At 61.1% G+C, this 18,421-nt stretch carries 9 protein-coding genes; 2 read left to right on the top strand and 7 right to left on the bottom strand.

Features of this window, described 5'->3' with window-relative positions; genetic code table 11:
• Nucleotide 1 precedes the first annotated feature (1 nt).
• Nucleotides 2-1,207 (top strand): TIGR03862 family flavoprotein, encoded by a 1,206-nt coding sequence (locus FZ934_RS25025; protein ID WP_153273503.1) that lies wholly within the window; start codon nucleotides 2-4, stop codon nucleotides 1,205-1,207.
• A gap of 7 nt (nucleotides 1,208-1,214) precedes the next feature.
• Here FZ934_RS25025 and panB read toward each other — a convergent pair whose 3' ends face one another.
• The 5 genes from panB to FZ934_RS25050 all read right to left on the bottom strand — a co-directional run bounded on the left by panB (nucleotide 1,215) and on the right by FZ934_RS25050 (nucleotide 15,751).
• On the bottom strand, nucleotides 1,215-2,036 hold the full coding sequence (gene panB, locus FZ934_RS25030) for a 3-methyl-2-oxobutanoate hydroxymethyltransferase (RefSeq protein WP_153273504.1): 822 nt from the start codon (nucleotides 2,034-2,036) through the stop codon (nucleotides 1,215-1,217).
• A complete protein-coding gene (gene panC, locus FZ934_RS25035) occupies nucleotides 2,036-2,905 on the bottom strand; it encodes a pantoate--beta-alanine ligase (RefSeq protein ID WP_153273505.1) in 870 nt (289 codons plus the stop codon). Before panC ends, panB begins: the two co-directional genes overlap by 1 nt.
• 158 nt (nucleotides 2,906-3,063) lie before the next feature.
• Complete coding sequence (locus tag FZ934_RS25040; protein ID WP_153273506.1) at nucleotides 3,064-8,847, bottom strand: hypothetical protein; 5,784 nt, start codon at nucleotides 8,845-8,847, stop codon at nucleotides 3,064-3,066.
• A gap of 7 nt (nucleotides 8,848-8,854) precedes the next feature.
• Nucleotides 8,855-15,337, bottom strand: a complete 6,483-nt coding sequence (locus FZ934_RS25045) for a phage tail protein (protein ID WP_153273507.1) — start codon at nucleotides 15,335-15,337, stop codon at nucleotides 8,855-8,857.
• Nucleotides 15,338-15,427: 90 nt separating this feature from the next.
• Complete coding sequence (locus FZ934_RS25050) at nucleotides 15,428-15,751, bottom strand: hypothetical protein (protein ID WP_153273508.1); 324 nt, start codon at nucleotides 15,749-15,751, stop codon at nucleotides 15,428-15,430.
• Between the two features lie 397 nt (nucleotides 15,752-16,148).
• Between FZ934_RS25050 and FZ934_RS25055 the strand changes: the two genes are divergently transcribed.
• Nucleotides 16,149-16,841, top strand: a complete 693-nt coding sequence (locus tag FZ934_RS25055; RefSeq protein WP_432443632.1) for a J domain-containing protein — start codon at nucleotides 16,149-16,151, stop codon at nucleotides 16,839-16,841.
• Between the two features lie 13 nt (nucleotides 16,842-16,854).
• Here FZ934_RS25055 and FZ934_RS25060 read toward each other — a convergent pair whose 3' ends face one another.
• Together FZ934_RS25060 and FZ934_RS25065 are read right to left on the bottom strand one after the other, a co-directional pair.
• Nucleotides 16,855-17,856 carry a Tim44 domain-containing protein gene (locus FZ934_RS25060; RefSeq protein ID WP_153273509.1) on the bottom strand — a complete coding sequence of 334 codons (1,002 nt, stop codon included), beginning with the start codon at nucleotides 17,854-17,856 and terminating at the stop codon, nucleotides 16,855-16,857.
• Between the two features lie 84 nt (nucleotides 17,857-17,940).
• The gene (locus FZ934_RS25065) at nucleotides 17,941-18,399 is read right to left on the bottom strand and encodes a YbaK/EbsC family protein (RefSeq protein ID WP_153273510.1); all 459 of its coding nucleotides are present in this window, start codon (nucleotides 18,397-18,399) and stop codon (nucleotides 17,941-17,943) included.
• Nucleotides 18,400-18,421 lie beyond the last annotated feature (22 nt).

Genomic DNA, 18,421 nt, shown 5'->3' on the forward strand with positions numbered 1-18,421 from the left:
AATGCAAAAACAGGTGGCGATATTCGGCGGCGGCCCATCCGGATTGGCGGCCGCCGAGGTTTTGTCGGAACTCGGCCATGCCGTAACGGTGTATGAGGCGATGCCGACCGTTGCCCGGAAATTCCTGCTGGCGGGCAAATCCGGCCTGAACATCACACATTCCGAACCGTATGAGCGTTTCGCGAAGCGCTACGGGCAATCGAGCGACAGGCTCCGCGAAGCTCTCGATGAGTTCACGCCCGAAGACGTCCGCGATTGGGCGGCCTCACTGGAGACCGAGACATTCGCCGGCTCCTCGGGTCGTGTTTTTCCTGTCGAGATGAAAGCGTCTCCTCTCCTGCGCCGGTGGCTGAAACGACTGGAAGCGCAAGGGGTGACCGTCCTTACGCGCCATCGATGGATCGGTTTCGCGGAGGACGGTTTTCGCGTCGAGACGCCGGTTGGCGTGGTGACCGTGCAGTGCGACGCCGCTCTCCTTGCCTTTGGCGGCCCGAGCTGGCCCCGGCTGGGATCGGATGGCGCCTGGACACCGGCGCTCGCCGACAGAGGTGTCGGCCTGCAGGCGTTCCAGCCTGCGAACTGCGGATTTGACGTCGATTGGAGCCCTCACTTCACGGATCGGTTCGCTGGTCATCCGATCAAATCGGTCGTTGCGCGTTCGCCGGCGGGGTCAATCCCGGGGGAATTTGTCGTAACGAAGCACGGCATCGAAGGGAGCCTTGTCTATGCCCATTCGGCCGCGCTGCGCGACCAGTTGGCATCCGGGCGATCGACAAACCTCTGGCTCGATCTAGCGCCTGGCCGCTCGCAGGAGAGGATCGCACGCGATCTTGCGCGGCAAGACACCAAGGCGAGCCTGTCGACACGGCTACGCAAGGGGGCCGGCCTCGACGGCGTGAAGGTTGCCCTTATCCGCGAGGCTGGCGGCGAAGAATCGCCGGAAGCGCTGTCCGCACTTATCAAGGATCTGCCGATCCGCCTCGCCCGACCTCGCCCGATCGGGGAGGCGATTTCGTCGGCGGGCGGCGTCGACTGGAACAGCATCGACGACCGCTACATGCTGCGAGCCCTGCCCGGCCTGTTCGTTGCCGGTGAAATGATCGATTGGGAAGCCCCGACAGGCGGCTATCTCCTGACGGCGTGCTTTGCCATGGGTCGTGCAGCTGGCAGAGGAATCCATGCCTGGCTCAGCGAAGGCTCGAGCTGACCGCCCTCTACTTCCGAACCTGAAACGTATGCTCGGCGGCCGGGAAGCGACCGGCTCGCACGTCCTCGGCGTAGCTCTCCACCGCGCTGGACACCAGCGGGCCAAGCTCGGCGAACCGCTTCACGAATTTCGGCTTGAAGTCGTTGAAGAGGCCGAGCATGTCATCGGAGACGAGCACCTGCCCGTCACAGGCCGGCGATGCGCCAATGCCGATCGTCGGAACGCTGACGGACGCCGTGATTTCGCGCGCAAGCGGCTCGACGGTGCCTTCGATCACGATCGCAAAAGCGCCAGCCTGCGCGACCGCCTGGGCATCGCGCCGGATCTTCTCTGCCTCCTGGTCCGAATGCCCAAGCGAGCGAAAACCGCCGGATGTGTTGACGAGTTGCGGCATCAAACCGACATGTCCGAAGACGGGGATACCGCGCGCCACCAGAAATTCGATGGTCTCGGCCATTTCCTCGCCGCCTTCGAGCTTGACGCCGTCGCAGCCGGTTTCCTGCATCAGCCTCACCGCGCTGCGAAAGGCTTGCTCCTTTGATTCCTGGTAGCTCCCAAACGGCAGATCGACAATGACGCACGCATGCTGAACGCCACGCATGACGGCACGCCCATGCGCGGCCATCATGTCCAGTGTCACGCCAACAGTCGTTTCCATTCCGTAGAGGACCATGCCGACGGAGTCGCCCACCAGCAGGAGGTCACAATGCGGATCGAGAAGCTTGGCGATCGGCGTCGTATAGGCCGTCAGACAGACGACCCGCGCCTTGCCCTTCATCTTGCGGATAGAACTGGTGTTCAGCCGCTTCTGACTACCATGCGTACTCATCAGGCAGCCCTCGTCTGGTTCGTGGCGCCGATGACGCGGTTGTCGAGGAGGCGCGTATTGCCGATGCGAACGAAAAGCGCGACGAGCACCGGTCCGGCCTGCAAACTGGTCAACGGCGCCAGCGTCACCGGATCGCGGACAGCGACGACTTCAGGGATCGCCAGCGGTTCGGCTCTTATGAACTGCGTCAACGCAGCCTCGAGGCTGGCCGGATCGGCGCAACCCTCCCGGTAAAGCCGCTCCGCTTCTTCCAGAGCCCGGGGAACGATAACGGCAGCGGCGCGCTCCTGCGGGCTGAGATAGACGTTGCGTGAGGAGCAGGCCAATCCGTCGGGCTCGCGAACGGTCGGAACCGGCACGACACGAACCGGCTGCGCCAGATCGTCGACCATCCGGCGGATCAGCGTCACCTGTTGGTAGTCTTTCTCACCGAAATAGGCGGCATCCGGCTGCACGAGATTGAAGAGCTTGGTAACCACAGTCGTAACGCCGGCGAAGTGCCCCGGTCGTACTGCCCCTTCCAGCTCGCGGCCCAATTCCGGAACATCCACCACCGTCTTCATGGGGTGCGGGTACATTTCCGAGACAGGCGGTGCAAACAGCACGTCGACACCTGCCGCATCGAGAAGCGCACTGTCACGGGCGAGATCGCGTGGATAACGCGCAAGATCCTCGTTCGCGCCGAACTGCAGCGGATTGACGAAGATCGATACGACAGTCACGTCGTTCTGCGTCTTGGCCTGCGAAACCAATGTCATGTGCCCGACGTGCAGAAAGCCCATCGTCGGCACGAAGCCGATCGTCTTGCCGTCGCGTCGAAAATTGCCAAGGCAGTCGCGCAATTCGGCGACGGTCTCGATAAGGCGCATGTGTCATCTCCTCCCGTTCCGGCACCAGCCGGAAGGCGGCGGATAAAACTCGATTTGAGCAAAAGCGTCAACGCGAGCAGCGCCATTATATCGATTAAGCAGTCAAAGCGGCATAGACTCTTTTCAGATCGCCGTGAAACCTGTGCGACAGTTTCCCGTCACGCAGTCCCGATGACCGTTATCGGGGCGTAGATCTCGATAATTTGCAAGGGAACGTCCGCCTGCTCCTGGCGTCCAAAGACTTTTGCGGGATCCACGGGTTCGTCATTTTCGGGCGGGAAGAACTGCCCCCATGGATCTTCGAGCCACTTCTGGATATCGGCCTGTTGAAGGTTCGCACGTCCGGATCGAACGGTGAGAATTCTGCCGACTAGCGCCTGCCCGGTAAGATCTCCACCGGCATGAAGCGCGAACGGCTGCAAGCCAACGGCTTTCTTGGCGCTGTCATAACCCGTGGACGAGTGAAACAGCCCCACAAATATCTCGTCCGGTTCTCCAGACACGCTGGTGATGCTTTTCGTCACCAGCAACAAATTGAAAAGCCCCTGATTTTCCCGTCCCCTGACGCGCTCCGAAAGCAGCCCATTCGTGCCGAGCCAGCCCCATTGCGTGCCGCCTGCGCTCAACAGCAGATTCTTGGTGTCGTCGGGATCTACCTGCATCGCGAGGCCTGCAAGCGAGACGCGGCTCGACCGCACCAGCGCTGCCATGTTCGGCATGAACTGCGCCCAACGTCCCTCCGTCGGTTCCGATATTTGGAGCGATCGGCTCACCCGTATGTCGCCGGTTCGGGCTCCCTCCACCGTCCGCGTGAGATTGACGGTCAGTTCTGTCGTCGCGGGATCGGCATCCGCCAATTCGTCGGGCTCTAGCACGTCAAACCACTTGGTTTGCCAGGCAAGCCTCCAATGCCCGCCCGAGGGTTTGACCAAAAGAAAGATGTCGAACCAGGCGTAGGATGCAATTCCCCCGTCGCGCTTGATGTCCGACACTCGGCGGACGGCGACAACGCGGAGATCGAACGCTGACCTTGAAAGTGCGAACGTCTTGTTCGCAGCACCGTCGATCGCGAGGCTGCACGCGCCGTCCGACCATTCAGCAGCAACCGAAAATGCCTGGCTGATCTGTTTCGTACCATTCTTCTGGCGGCGGGCAAGGCTTGCGGCAAAGGTGAATGTTGCCGTTGCTCTCTCGTTGTCCGGCCGGGTATCATGCTGGGTGATCGAAATCTGCGACGATGTGGACTTTGCAGGCAGCAGCAATACGTCCGACCAATAGCCTTCGGTCGCCTCGGCAAGCACGAGCCGGCGGAATGAGAGCTTTGCCATCCACCAGGCATCCGGATCCTCATGCGTGAACTCCGGTGGACTGATGACGAACGAACTGTTGAGAAACAGTCCTGTTGCGGTTCCGGTGTCGAAGCTGTGGCCGAGCGGTCCCGCGACCGTCAACGGTGCAACATTTCGAAGTTCGTCGTGTTTTCTCGGCATCTTCCTTTCCGCCGGTGATGCCGAACTCAAGCCATAGGCTCGAACCAGGGGATCGGGACCCATCTCGACCGCAGTCGCGCTGATCGTGGCACCTTTCTCGCGGAACTTGGTCCGTTGCGCGATGTCGACTCCGCCGAGCATCCAATCGCCCAGGCCGGAATGCTCGAACCAAGCCCCGTCAACCACGGCCAGCACCCCGGCAACCGGAGATACCTCATCGCCCTCAGCCACGGCGCGCGTCAAAGGAAGAACCGCCCGGATGGAGGGGGGTGGTAGCGCTCTCGTGCTGCGGGCGGTACGAAGCATTCGGTACCACGGCGTCGACCAGCCGCTGGCGCTTTCCCAACGCGCCTTGATCGGCAGCACCGGAGCTTCAACCGCACGATAGGCTGCTGCGTAGCGCGAATACGCCGTGGCGACAAAGCGCAGATATCGCGTGCTCTCGCGCCGGCCCGTCGAATTCAGCGCAATCCGGATTGGCAGTGTCGTTGCGACCGACGATGCGATCGTCTCGGCAATGGGCACAGCCGCCGGAGTATCGTCCAACGTCTCGCCCAGCCGTTCCGCAAACCCGGCGACATCCCAGAGCAAGGGATATTCGCCAGGTGATGGCGGAGCCGCTCGCTTGCTTATGTCGTCATCGTAGGGATCGGCTGGTGGTACTGGTGGAAAATCATTGAAGGTTCCTTCCTTCTTGAAAGGAAACGGCGGGAGCGGCCGGCCTGTCCAGCGCCAGGCCTGCGCCCCGACGGCAATCGCGCCGATTGCGTCCATTTTCGCAGAGGTCGCCCGCGTGAAATCCAGTCGGAAATCACCCTCGCTCTCATCTGGAAAGGCGTCAGCGGTCACGATCGTCCCGGAAATCTGTCGCGCGATCTCAGCCGGCTCCGGCAGGTGTGTGGAAGCCGCCTCGACGGCAAATTCATGTAAACTGAACAAACGGTAGTGCCCGCCGTCGGTCGGATCGACGACATCGACATCGCCAACCGATGCTTCCCGCACGACCTTGTCGAAGCGACGCTCACCAGCCGGATCGACCTTGCCGGAAAACCGTTCCGTCCTGACCGCCGCGAATAGCTGCACGACAACGACGTCACCGGATGCGACCGCAACTGTTCTGCTGCCGCTATCGAACGCAGTTTTGGTCCCCCGCTGGACGACGCAAGTGAGGTTGATCGACGGTCGGCTGGCAAAGGGATCCTGAGCAGTCGTATCGTTATCCCAGTTCCAGCGCCACGGTACGAACACCGGCGCAAAAGGCGCGCTCGAATCCGCCGCAAGCGCCCCATCCCGTCGCACGCGTCGCACTGAGATCGCGAGCGCATCCACTGCGGGATCCTGGATGACAAGTTCCTTCCTTATTTGTTCGGAACTGGCCTTGAGGGCGTCGGAGTCGGCCCGCCGCCGCTTTTGTTCCAACTCGTGGAGTTCAGCTGTCAACGCGGCATGCCGCGTTCGGACAGCCTTTCGGAAATCCCGCAATTTGAGCTTCTCGGCGCTATTCTGATTCAGCAAAGCTTCATCAAGCGCAATCCAGCGGTCGAAGTCCTCGATAGGAGTGACGGGCGGCTCGATCGTGAGCGTCAGTTTTCCCGCAGTCTCGCTGAAGGGGTCGCCATCGTCGTTCGACAGCAGCAGCGCGGTCTTCATCTTCAGCGGTCGGCTCCCTGTCGAAGCCGATGGGTTCCATGGCTCGACCGCAATGGCCGGGACCGAAATCTCTTCCGCTATCGGCTTCACATCCTTCCCCAACAGCAATGGATGAAATGCTTCTCGACCCGTTGCCGTAGGATCGACGCGAAGCGATCCGATCCCGGTCCGCCGCAGATAGGTGAAACGTCGCACTGCTTCCGGCGGCGGAAAAAAATGGTCCTCGGCGAGCTTCGAGGGATCGAGCAGGGCGGGAAAATCGTTGTTTCGAATCTCGATCGGTAGACCGCCCTGATTGGAGATACCGAAGGGAGCGATCTCGTAGGTGGCGCCGTAGGCGAGAAACGGCAGCAGCGTCTCAGCCGGCGGCCTTTCCTGGACACGCGGCTGCACCTGGCGGATTATGCGTACCAGCGGAACGTCACCCGAAGGCTGGTCGTCCGGCTTCATGGCTCCCTGCGAGTCGCCAATCACGGGTCTGTTGTCATAAGGCAGGATTGCTTGCGGAGCACGTCCGACATAGCCGACCGGCAATGCCGAAAGTACTGTCCGGGGAGCGCTCTTGAACTCGACCGGCTTAGGTCCCGCGCCATAGCCGGCGTCAGGATTAATCTCGGCAAATCCCGCCGTCAGGCAGCGCCAATCCTCGGTCGGGGTCGAGCGACGCATCATCATCCCGTAGCCTGCCATGTCGTCGTTCAGATCGGTCGTGCTTTGTGCCGCCACGACAAGACGATCGACCTGGAGCATCACGGGATGCGCATCCGCCACCAGATTGCCCGATAGGAGCGTGTCTCCATCGCTATCGACTGTCGGCTGCGGGAACCAATCGCCCCTCTGCGCCCTGAGTATTGTGTCGATGCCGCTTGCGATCCCCTTCCGCGCGCTGGCTGGAAGCATGCCGATCCGACCATGGCAGCTCTCGTATCTGGCTTCGAGCGGCGTCATCCCGCTGGCGTCGCTCTCGCACAGCGTCCCGAAAAGGCTGGAGATGACAGAGTCGCGAATACTTCCGCGGTCATCATCACTGTCCGCTCCGCAAAGAATATCCAGGTCCGTCTGATCCGGCGCTCCCGCGTTTCGCCAGATCCCCTCTGGATCGGTCCATGCGAGGTCGATGTTGGAAGCCTTTAGGAGTCTCACAACGTTGAAGCCCTGTTCGAAAAGCGAGCCAAAGGCAGTCTCGGCCGCAGAGAACCACGGTCGCAAACTCTCCTGTCCGGAAACAGCATCGCGCCAGACGGCAATCTGGATCGCCGCTGCGTTCGTGGCGGTGATTGCCCCATCGACGACCTTGCGCAGCAATGCCGGCTCGAACACCTCCGGTTGATTGACGTTGTCAGTCATGGCATCGGCCAGCGCCCTCGTAAATTCGGCCCCATCCTTCGGCATGCCCAAAGCCGGTCCCAACACCGAAGCGAGAATGTCGAACCATCGGCCAAGCTGAGCCTCCTGATCGGGCGTCCGCAGACGAAAAGCGTTGCGGAAGACGCGATCCGCGTTGGCTACTGCGGTCGCAAGTGCATCCGTATCTTGCAGGCGAACACCGCGCGGCGTTGCCTCATTAACCTGCTCGATGATCGCCGCATGCACAGGCGATCCGTTTGGCCCTGTCACCAGCTTCGCATCCCCCACATGCGGTGAATCCAATGCGATGCAGCCCGGACCCACGATATCGCGAAGCGCTATCAGGACCGCTTCCGACAGAAGCGCAGCGCCCCTGCGCTTGTCACCTCCAGCAATCGCGTGAGCGATCGGAGCGCTCTGCGTGGCCGCGTCGCTTTCGATCGCGCCGACGAGTAATTCCGCGAGGCTGAATGCTTCCGAGAGCTTCGCGGGCAGGCTCGCCATCGCATCATCAAAGGCCACGCCTTTCCTCGAATCCGACGCCTCGCCGGTATGGGTTCTGCGCACCCAGAACGTATCGCGATCGAGAAAGCTGGTGTCGCCGCTTCCCGATGTCCCGGGATCCATGGCGCGGCAGATCGCCTCGATCGGCAGGCCGTTGAAAGTCGTCGTGTAGGGTATCGTCGCGACGACACCAGCCGGCGTGGTCTCCCAAACAATCTTCGAGGGATCGCTGATATCCGGCTCGAACACCGTGCTGCCTTTACGCGGTTTCAGGCGGGGCGCGGCAACCAGCAAGGTGCGCTCGCCCGGCTGGACGCTAGGCAGGCTGTCGAGGCGGGTGAACCGGACCAGGTTGAGCCGCCCGTGCGGGATCGGCGCGGCCATCGAGGCGAGCCCGGCCAGAAAGGCCTCGTATCGGAACAGCGTCTTGCCGCCGTCGATCTCGTCGAGCGGCTGGCGATGGTTGCTATCGTTCAAGCCCGCGAGAACGAAGGGACGCAGATCGGAAAAGCTATTCGTGCGATCCGGCCCGGCGAGATCGTGCAGAGCCGTGTAGAGAAGCCAGCGCCAGCTTTGATCGGCGAGCTCGAAATTCGGCTTGCCGGTCTCGCTGCTTGCCGGGAGCAACAATTTCTGCTCATCCGATGCGATGATAGTTCCGCTCGGAAGGCCAGCTGAAGGCGCAGTCGCGAAGAATGACGAGAAACCCAGTTCACCGCCGATCCAGGGAAAGAGCGGGCCGGCATCCTCGCCGAGGATATCGAGATAGTCGTCCAGCCCCTGGTCGGGCGATGAGGGAAGCGGCGTAGCACCTGCGCGTTTGAAAAGATCGCTTTTTGCGGGATCGTCCCCTGGAGACAGGCGAAGACCGGCGCCAGAGAGGCGGATCCCGAAGATATTCTGGCCGCCGCCCGGCGCTGCGACGAGATCACATAGAAGAACGATTTTCATGGAACCCTCACGCGAAGTTGTCGAGATGGTCGCCGGAGGCGGTGGCCGCGTTTTTCTGACCTCCGGCGAGGTAGTAGGTGATCGCTTGGCGAACCTTGATCTCGCAGCACCAGCAGATCTTGAAACTGACCTCCAGGGTTCCGCGAGCCACCGCACTGCCGTCGTCGCGGTACACAAGCTCCAGAAGCATCGAGAGGCCGATATTGAAGCGCCCGAGGATCACGACACCGCCGCGAACTAGGAAGATGACGGCAATCGAAAAGCTCTTGCCGCCGGATCCGTCTGTTTCGAACTCCGCGTAGGCGCCGAGCATCGCATAGACGAAGCCGCTGCACGGCCCAAAGGCGAAATCCATGCCGACGCCGGCGGTGAGGCCGATCGATACGGCGCTCGAAAGCCTTCCGCTGGTCGGGAAATATCGTGCGCGTGCCTCGAACCAGCCGCCACCGAGAAAGAGCCATACCCGCAACACGAAGGGTTCGCTCTTGCGCCCAAGCGCCATGCTGGTCGCCAGGGCGAATTCGCCCGACCTGCCCTCGCCTCTTTTCAATGTCACCAATTCAAATGAAGTGGCGAAGCGCATGCCGGTTGCCGAAAAGGCGCCAAACGACAGCGGCGGCAGCGGCAGTTCGATACGCGCCGAAATGCCGGCCGGAACCCCGTTCTCCTCCAGCATTTCGAGGAAGAACCCCGAGTTCGGGTCGCTGAACGACTTGATGAGATCGGACAGAAACTTGATCGAGTTGTCGAGCCGCACCCGGCGCGGATCGATGTCGACATCAAGCCCCTTGCCGTCCTCGAAGAAGACGCGTGTCTCTTCAAGCGTGACGAGCGGATGGCCGCTGAAAGCCAGCTCCCAGTCGCCCGTGATCTCCGCCTTCGTGGTCCGCTTGGAAAGTCCTTGCGGGTCGATCGCGAAATCGGCCAGTGCCGCAAACGTGCCGGAGACCATCGACAGATTGAGTGGACCGAACTCGAATATCTCGGATCGATCTCCAAGCGATGTGCTCGCTTCGGCTTTCGCCCAGCCGCTCAGACTGGCCTTATCGAAGCCATGGCTGATCTTTATCTTGTCGCTGGCAAACGCTGGCAGGTGAAAGTTCTTGAACAAGCCGTCCAGCTTGAGACCCGCGAGATCGGGAAAAATCTGGCTGAAGTCGAAGTTCTCCAACCCCTTCGGCGTGAAGCGATCGAGAATTTCGTCGGTCGGCAAGCGAATGCCCAGCGCTTTCAAATCGTCGTCGAGCCGGTTCATCAACGCGACGACAGGCGACGTTCGGATCGCGTCACGCGCATCATCGAAGAAATAGGCTATGCGATCCCGATTGAAACTCAGATTTGGAAGGATCGGGGACGCCCCCGCAGCCCGCACAAGCGCCAGCGTGTCGCTGGGGTTCTGGAAGGACGGCGCGGTTGAGAGCCGCTTATATCCTTCCTCCAAAGCGCGGATATTGCCCGCCACCGAAGGAGGAATTTGCTGTTGCAGGCCATTGACGATGGCTTTGGCTCCGTCCTCGAGTTTCTCAGCGGCCTCCTTGATCGCCGCACCGTCGCGCCGAATGACCGAGATCCCGGCATCGATCGACTGAATGAGGCTGTTCTCCAGCCCGGTGATCGTCGTCCTTGCCGCGACAGCGGCCCCATCGATCACATCGTCGATTGCCTTCTCTTCGTCGGCAATTGACCTTCCGACGCCATCAAGCAATCCGCCGAGATTGTTCATTGCGCTCTTCGTTGCTGCGGCGATCGTAAGCTTCAACGAAACGACTTTGTCCGTGAGCGTCTTAAGCTCACCCTGAACATACTTGCGCAAATCACCCGTCGGCTTCCGGCATCCTTCATAGAGTGCCATCAACCAGGTTTGGCAAACACCATCGAGACCAGTCGTAAACGCGCCCAGACTCGTGACAGCTTGCTGCCGGTAACTTTCCACGAATGCATTCAGCGCCGCCATATCGTTGCCAGCGGCTTCGATAACATGGACGGTTTGACGGAGCGCTTCCCCGACCGCCGCGCGCACACCGCTCAGGTTCGCCTCGGCCTTCTGCACCTCGGAGAAAGCAGTGGAATGCATCTCGACGAGGGCTGTTTGCAACACACCCAGCAACACGTTCAACGAAACGTGGTTCGGTTCGACCGGGAAGATCTTCGCATTCATCACGACCGGCGGAAGGCTACGCCGCGCCTTGTCCATAATGCCTTCGATGATCCCCATCATGCGGCGATGAAACTCATCATAGGAAGACAGAACCTGCCCGGCATCCGGCAGCGACGCGATGGTCCCTTCGACGTCGGCAGCCGCATCAGAGACAGCGCGTACGGCATCCGACATCCCACGAAGGAGATCGGCGACACCCCGGTCGAGCTGTTCGAAGCCGGCCGAAAGTCGGTTGATCCCGGTCAGCAGTTGCGACCGTGGCAAGGCTAGCGCCTGCTCGATCTGTCGGGCGACATTTTCAGCACTGCTCGCCGTAGCGCCCTCGAAGAGATATGGATCCGCCTGCAGATCGCCAAGCGCCTTGATCAAGGCGTCCAGGCGGCGGTTCAACGTTTCCTCAATGCCTTTGGTCGCCTTGCTTTGAAAGCTCGCGGCCTCGTCGGTCCATTTCGATCGAGCGGCATCCAAGGCTGTCTTCGCCTCGGAAGCCGCCGCGCCGATGGATTGCCGTGCGGAAGCCGCCCGCTGGCGGACCTCGCCTTTCAGTGCCTCAAGTTGCGCGATGGCAGCCTCAACCGGATCGCCAGCAGCGGATGCGTCCCACAAGCCGGCGACGATGCCCCGGGCGGTCGATATGGCCTCGTTCAGCCGCGCTTCCAGGGCGCGCGCATCATCCGCCATTGTCTGCAGATGTGCTCTCAGCGCGATCGCCTGGGCGGCGCCACCTCCGACTCCGGTCGGCTTCGATCGCATCATCGAGACGGTTTCGACCACGGCACCGATCGGTTCGCCGGCGGCTCTCGCTGCGGTCAGGTTCGCCGGAGCGCTGCCGCTATCCACGTCGAACGTGCAGCGATCGAACATCGGATCGCGCATGCGGTCATCCGGCTGCCGCCCGTCGGGATCCGCCCGGTCGATGACCGGCCGTCCTGTTGGTGAAGGTGCCGGCGCATTGACAAAATCCACACCGGCGACCGGCAGCCACTGATCGGGAAGATCCCCATCCTCTTCCCGCACCGAGGTAAAGAAGACCAGTTGGCTTGGATCGCTTAGGCGCGAATGAACCGCCGCTGACGCGCCCGTATTTGCGCTTGCCAGCCGAAGCCGGATATCCGGCTTGGGAAAAAGATCCCGATCTGCATCGCTTCTCCAGAGGGGGACGATCCAGCCGGCCTCGATATCGCGACCCCAGCTGCTTTTCACCGGGATACGGCGGGTGCGAAACAGGCATGCTTCGACGAAACCCCGCGCCTTCTGTCCGCCGCTCTTTTCGGGATAGGCGCGATCCGGCTCCAGAAGCTCCACATACTCCTGAACCTTGCGCACGACGGGACGGCCGAGGTGCTGCCCCTCCTGCTCTTCGGCAAACTGATCCGGCGGCAAGACCGTCCGCTCATAGACGATGACGTGCTTTGCAATATTCCAGAACACGCCGATGCGGCCGATGCGCTCCAGCGTGTAGGTATCGGTTCGTCCAACAACCGTGTTCGAAACGATGCGCGTCTTTCCATTTGCAAAGAAGGCGCGCATGAAGCCCGAGCCGCCAAGCGCGGTGAAACTCGGCTCGATGATCTGCCCGCGTGTGCTCGCCGGTTTTTTCATCACCTCCTGAAAGATGTTCTTCGACTCGAAGCCGCGCGTGGCTCCGCCCTTCAGATTGGTGGATTGGCTTTGCGGATCCCACGGATCGGGATCGACTTCGGCATTTGCCCGCAATTCGAAAGCGACCTTGTCATCCACCGACAACGGGCCCTCGGTGCCCTCGCGGTAAATCCCGAACTGTGCGAGGCGCGTTTCATAGACTTTCGAGAAGCCGGCCGCGAGGTCCCGCTGGCGATCGTAAAGCTCCGCTTCCACAAGCGACTGCCGGCTCGTACCCGTCAGAGAACGGATAATCCCCTTCGGGCGCGCGGGAAGCGGCGTACGCAGTCCACCGATACGCGCGCCGATCTCCGCAAGCCGCAGGCCCGACGACGTCAACCGGCTTGCAAGGCCATAGAGGAACTCGAATCTGGCGGTCGCCAGCCCCGCGCCTGGAGCCCGATCACCGGCGGAACCGAGAATCCGGCGCAGGTTCCACGGCGCCTCTGCATACTGCTGCTTGAAATACGAGGACTGCAGCGACATGCGCGCAAGCGTCCCCAGGCGGTAGTCGACGGTAATCTCGGCGCCTGTCGGCGAGATCGGGGGCCACGGCGCACCCTTCTCGAACGCCTCTCCCGTGGCCTGTGGCGGAAAGGACAGGTTGAAACCATCGGTGACGCCGGCGATCTCCCATTTGCCGCCGCCGAACTCCGAGGTTTCCCAGTTCGCGATCTCCCCGTCACTGTCTTCGGACTGCGTGAGATCGAGCCCGAAGGTGGCGACGTTGGCCATTGCCACGGTCAATGGCTCGGCGTCGATGACGATCGTCCGATCTCCGGATTTCACCTCACCCGTCGAGGGGGTCCCGGCAGTGTTGCTGAGTGGTTTACGATGCAGCACAAGCGCGAGGCGGCGATTGCTACCGGTGGCGGTCACCTCTTCTCCGGTCAGGAAAAAAGGCGTCCGTAGCGAATCCTCTTCTGACGTCACCTTGGGCCTGTCGACGAGCACCAACGGCACATCGCGGGACAGGTTGCCCGCTATCCGCTTTTCGCGCGTGATCCTTGGGAACTCCGGATCAGAGGTGTCCACGTCGCGGCGCCTGAGCGGCTCGAGCACGGCATCGAATGCGCGTCCGCTGTCCGGTGGCGCGTCCTGCGCACCCGGACGGACATCAGCCAGATCGAACTGATCGATATGAGCGACAATTCTCGGAATTGCTTCACCCGGATAGGGCAGTCGGGCGCGTCCGGCCTGCCGTTTCGGATCACGCCTGGAAGTCGCATAGTGCGGCAAAGCCGAGTCGGCGGGATCAAACGTTACCGCAAGACGCATTTCCAGGCGACCCGCCTGCTCCTTCGCATGTCCGGGCACGTCGAAATCCAGCGCCCCGAAACGGAGGGCGGAAGTCGGCTCCTTGCCCGCATCAGTGTCAGCAACGATCTCGACCCTGATCTCCGGTATGCTGGACGCTCTAGGCAAAGCGTCGAACCAGCAGAAGGTATCTCTTATCGCCTCCCGCTCGACGCGTACCTTTACCCGGCGGCGGACCGGCAGGCCGTCATGGGTGACAAGACCCGGAAAGACCGCATCGGCGGTGAAAACAGCAGCCGCCTGCGTCGGGCGAAGGACAGCCAGGACAATATCGCCGACATCATCGCTGCGAGCGTCGGGCTGTACCATGTCGAACAGAGCATCAAACTCTCCGCTCTCCCCTTTGGAGCTGCCGACATTCTGCAGCAGGGGGACGAAAGACGTTTCGTGAGCATCGTCGACAGTTCTCAATGCGGAGAGATAGGGTTGTGCGACGCGCTCGTTCCAGAGATCGGCAAACAGGTGTGGCGACAGCGCCGTAATCTCGACGTAGGAATGAAGCGCGCTGTCTATTTTCCTGGGATCGTCGAAGTCCGGCTGATTGAATACGTCGGGTATCAGGTGGAAATCGACCGGCTTCGTGATCTCGATCGCAACTCGGGAAGCGCTACGGCTGTCCACAACGATGTTTGCCGAACCAGGTTTGGCGGATGTCGGCTCGACCTGCACCCGACCGCCGAAGGTCAAAAAGTCGTTTGCGCCGCCGCGACCCTTCCGGCGGATCCCCACCGGTCTGAGGCCAATGGCGCGCGGTTGCTTGTATTTGCCATCCGCTTTCGGAGGAATCCGCTTCACATCCCTGAAACCGATGCCAGTTGGCTGGCCAAGCATTCGCGCCAGCAATGGATAGGCATCAGGCGAAATCGCAACCGGCGCATTTGTTGCGAATATGGCACGTTCGAAGCTGTCGGAAGGCGAAGGATTGGAAAGCGTCTTGAGTGAACGATAGCCGCTGATTTCGGCGTCATCGCCTGGAAAGGCGTCCCCAGCGTAGTTGGAAGCGTAGTATGTGAAAACGTTAAGCGAGTCATCCGCATTGAACATGCCGGTCTGGGACAGTGTCCATCTCAGCACGCAGGAAAGGCCGGGACCGTCCGGTAGTAAGCTGGCCATCTGGAACGACCTCAGCATAGCGAGGACGATCTGCTGATCTTTGGCATAGTAATGAAAACGACCGCGCATCCGAAGGCTGAAGCGCAACTTCGTTTCATCGCCATCAAAGAGTTCAATGTATTGGAAGGTGCTGTCGGCGCCGAAGAAATTATCGAACACCAGCTTGCCCGTGATATCCAGCCCGAATTGCATCCGGCTGCGTTGGCCATCTGCGTTGATGGCATATAGGCGGCCCGCCAGCCGCGCGATGACGCCTTCCATATCGATACCCTCATCGATGGAGTGGAACACCTCGCCTGGGAGGCCATTCAGAAGTCGGTGTGGCGCAACCCGCGCAGGAGCGAACCTGCGTCAGGAACCGAGGAACCATTGAAACGGATCGTCACCAAACGTGCCTCCGAACCCCGGAAGCATGATTTCACCATCACCGGAGCTATTGCCCTCGGTGTAGCCCTTGAGGAGCATGACCTTGTGGTCGCTCTTGTCGTAGAGTCGCATGTTGTTGGAGTTTCCGGGACTGCCGAGTATCCAGTTTTCCCACTGTCCCTTGCTCTCCAGCAAGGCCGAGGTCGGATCGGCTTCCAAGACCGTCCAATCGCCCTTTGTAACGAGCGACCCGCCGGTGATCGTCAAAACAACATGCTTGCGTGGCCTTACAAGGCGCAATGTGGGCATAGCAATACCTCCCGCTGAGCCGATGGCTCCGCAGCAACATGAGTTCATTGATGGTAGGAAAATCAGAATTAAGAAGCGACAATCGCTAGATTATCTCGATTTTCGATTTATGAAATCGCAGGAAACGCAGAGAAATACTTATTTTAATCATGCATAGATCGGAATGTACGCAACATATGCATCCGAAATGACAATTTATACACTATAATTACCACCACCATTTCAACAAATCAATCCTAAAAATTGCATCTATAATTCGACACAACCAAATACTCGCGATGCCAGTCAACTTCGGTGGAGACAGCATTCCGCAATGCATTCTTTTGTCCAAACTCTGCCCCAGTGATGGTAGAAGAAGGGAAACCATGCCACGGCGCGCCTCGCGGGCGCCGGCGCGATGTCCGACAAAAGCGGAGAGATAGTGACCAATCCCTACGAGATTCTCGGCGTTCGGCGCGACGCGAGCGACGATCAGATCAAGGCGGCCTATCGGCGGCGCGCCAAGTCAACACACCCAGATTCCGGCGGCGACCCTGCCGCCTTCGGCAGGGTGCAGAAAGCCTATGAACTTCTGCTGGATCCCGTGCGCCGAAAGGTTTTCGACGATACCGGGTACGACGTCGAGTTGGCCGATCCGGTTGACCTCCAAGCCCTGATCGTCATCGAAAAGCTTGTCAACGAGCTGACGCTCGACGAGCGCGAGCCCGGCTCATTCGACCCTTTGGCCCGCATGCGTTCGGATCTGTCGGAAGAGATGCGCAAGGCGAGGTTCAGCAAACGCGAACTCGAACGCCACGCCGCCCGCATCGAGCATCATCTCGAGCGGCTCGAAAAGCGGCCGACGACCGACATTCTCGGCTCGATGCTGAGAGCGCGGATCAAGGCGATCACCACGGCCGTGAATGAGACCGAGGCCAAGATCAAGGCCAGCGAGCGCGCCTGCGAAATGCTCTACGACTACAGCTATGAAGTTGACCTTCGGGAAGGCGACGAGGCCTTGATCGAAGGAGAGGACGCGGTTGCTACGCTCTCGCCAAAGCGGGAAGAACGCCCGCTTTGGGTTGTGCCGGCCGCCGCGCAGGAAGGCTAGAGCGCCCGGCCGGTCAGGCCGCGCGCTGCTCTGTTCCCTGGATCGCCGCGAGCTTCCAGTCATTGCCGGGCTTGCGCACGAACGTCCAGACCTCGGTCGTTTCCGTCGGCGACCTGACGTCACCGCTGACGACGCGACCGCTTGTGCGCTCGACGAGCGCGTCCACCGACGAATATCGCATCGCAAGCGTGGCGTAGTCGGCACCATCTTCCCGCCAGGCTTCGGCAATATCGCCCTGCAGGAGCTTGACGTCGGAGACCTGGTTGCGAACACCGTTGGTGGCATTCTCTCCCAGTTCCTCCGCGAGATAGGACATGGCTTCAGGCGTCGTGAGTCGACGCAGCGTCGGATAATCCTCCGAGCCGTAGGCGGTCTGGACCTCGGTCAACAGACCCTCGAAGCGGTCGAGATCGCCCTGCTTCAGTCCGATCTCGTCACTTGGGCCTGAGTTCGCCTGGCTCTGGCCGTAGCCGGCTCCAGAGCCGATGGACGGGATGGTGAAAGACGATCCCGCGCTCGGCCTTACATTATACGATGGCGCGGAGGCGGCCGAGCCGTAAGACGGCTGGCGCCGATTGGCGAAGTAGCGCATGGCAAAGGAAACCGCCATCGCGATCAAAGCGATCTGAAGCAGCATCCCGAGGAAGCCGAAGCCGCCACCGAAGCCGTGTCCAAGCAACATGCCGAGCAGGCCGCCCGCAACCAGGCCGCCGATCATCGACCGGCCGAAGCCGCCGCCGAAGAAGCCACCGGGACGCTGGGCTGTGGAAGGCTGTTGCGTGCTGTAGGGTGCGTTCGTCTGCTGCCCCGGCGTCATCGACCGATCAATCGGAGCCGCGGGAGACGGTGCCGTTCGGGTCACGGGAGGCGCCTGAAATGTGCGCGTGCCGCGGCTTCCAAAGCCGGAACCACCCGCGCGCCGGGCATCAGCCTCTCCAATCGAAGCGAACACCGTAGCGCCCGTCAAGACGGCGATCGCCGCGATCTTGGCAAAACGCGAAACAGCAGCAGGCATCTCAAATTCTCCTTCCGGTGGAAACAGCAGTCCCGACCTATATAGGTAGGATTTCCGCCGTTTGAAGCAGAAAGCGAGTTTTGCCTATTGGCAGACATCCACCCAGGTTGCGTTGGTGAGTTCCGCCAGGCGTTCCGTCGCGATGCGCACCGCCGAATTGGTGGATCCGGCCGCTGGTACGACAACATCGAAGCGGCGCAGCGACACATCACAATAGACCGGCAAGGGCGTCGGCAGACCGAAGGGGCAAACGCCACCCACGGGATGACTGGTTACAGCAACCACCTCGTCGGCCTGCAACATGCGCCCCTTCGCGCCAAAGGCGTCCTTGAACTTGCGGTTATCGAGCCGCGCAAGACCGCCAGCCACGACAAGAATCGGTTCGTCGCCGACCCGTAGGCAAATGGTCTTGGCAATCTGCGAAGGATCAACCCCGTGCGCCTCAGCGGCCAGCGCCACGGTCGACGAACTCTCGGAGGTTTCGATGATCTCGATATCAGGGGCGTTTGCGCTGAAGAAAGCGCGGACGGTTTCAAGGCTCATGGCAAGGGATCGCAAAATCGTT

This window comes from Rhizobium grahamii, from assembly GCF_009498215.1.
Lineage (GTDB): Bacteria > Pseudomonadota > Alphaproteobacteria > Rhizobiales > Rhizobiaceae > Rhizobium > Rhizobium grahamii_A.

Excerpts from the sequence above, each read along its gene's own strand:
- FZ934_RS25040 (WP_153273506.1), bottom strand. The coding sequence starts at position 8,847 with ATGAAAATCGTTCTTCTATGTGATCTCGTCGCAGCGCCGGGCGGCGGC.
- panB (WP_153273504.1), bottom strand. The coding sequence starts at position 2,036 with ATGAGTACGCATGGTAGTCAGAAGCGGCTGAACACCAGTTCTATCCGC.
- FZ934_RS25055 (WP_432443632.1), top strand. The coding sequence starts at position 16,149 with ATGTCCGACAAAAGCGGAGAGATAGTGACCAATCCCTACGAGATTCTC.
- FZ934_RS25060 (WP_153273509.1), bottom strand. The coding sequence starts at position 17,856 with ATGCCTGCTGCTGTTTCGCGTTTTGCCAAGATCGCGGCGATCGCCGTC.
- FZ934_RS25050 (WP_153273508.1), bottom strand. The coding sequence starts at position 15,751 with ATGCCCACATTGCGCCTTGTAAGGCCACGCAAGCATGTTGTTTTGACG.
- FZ934_RS25025 (WP_153273503.1), top strand. The coding sequence starts at position 2 with ATGCAAAAACAGGTGGCGATATTCGGCGGCGGCCCATCCGGATTGGCG.
- FZ934_RS25045 (WP_153273507.1), bottom strand. The coding sequence starts at position 15,337 with ATGGAAGGCGTCATCGCGCGGCTGGCGGGCCGCCTATATGCCATCAAC.
- FZ934_RS25065 (WP_153273510.1), bottom strand. The coding sequence starts at position 18,399 with ATGAGCCTTGAAACCGTCCGCGCTTTCTTCAGCGCAAACGCCCCTGAT.
- panC (WP_153273505.1), bottom strand. The coding sequence starts at position 2,905 with ATGCGCCTTATCGAGACCGTCGCCGAATTGCGCGACTGCCTTGGCAAT.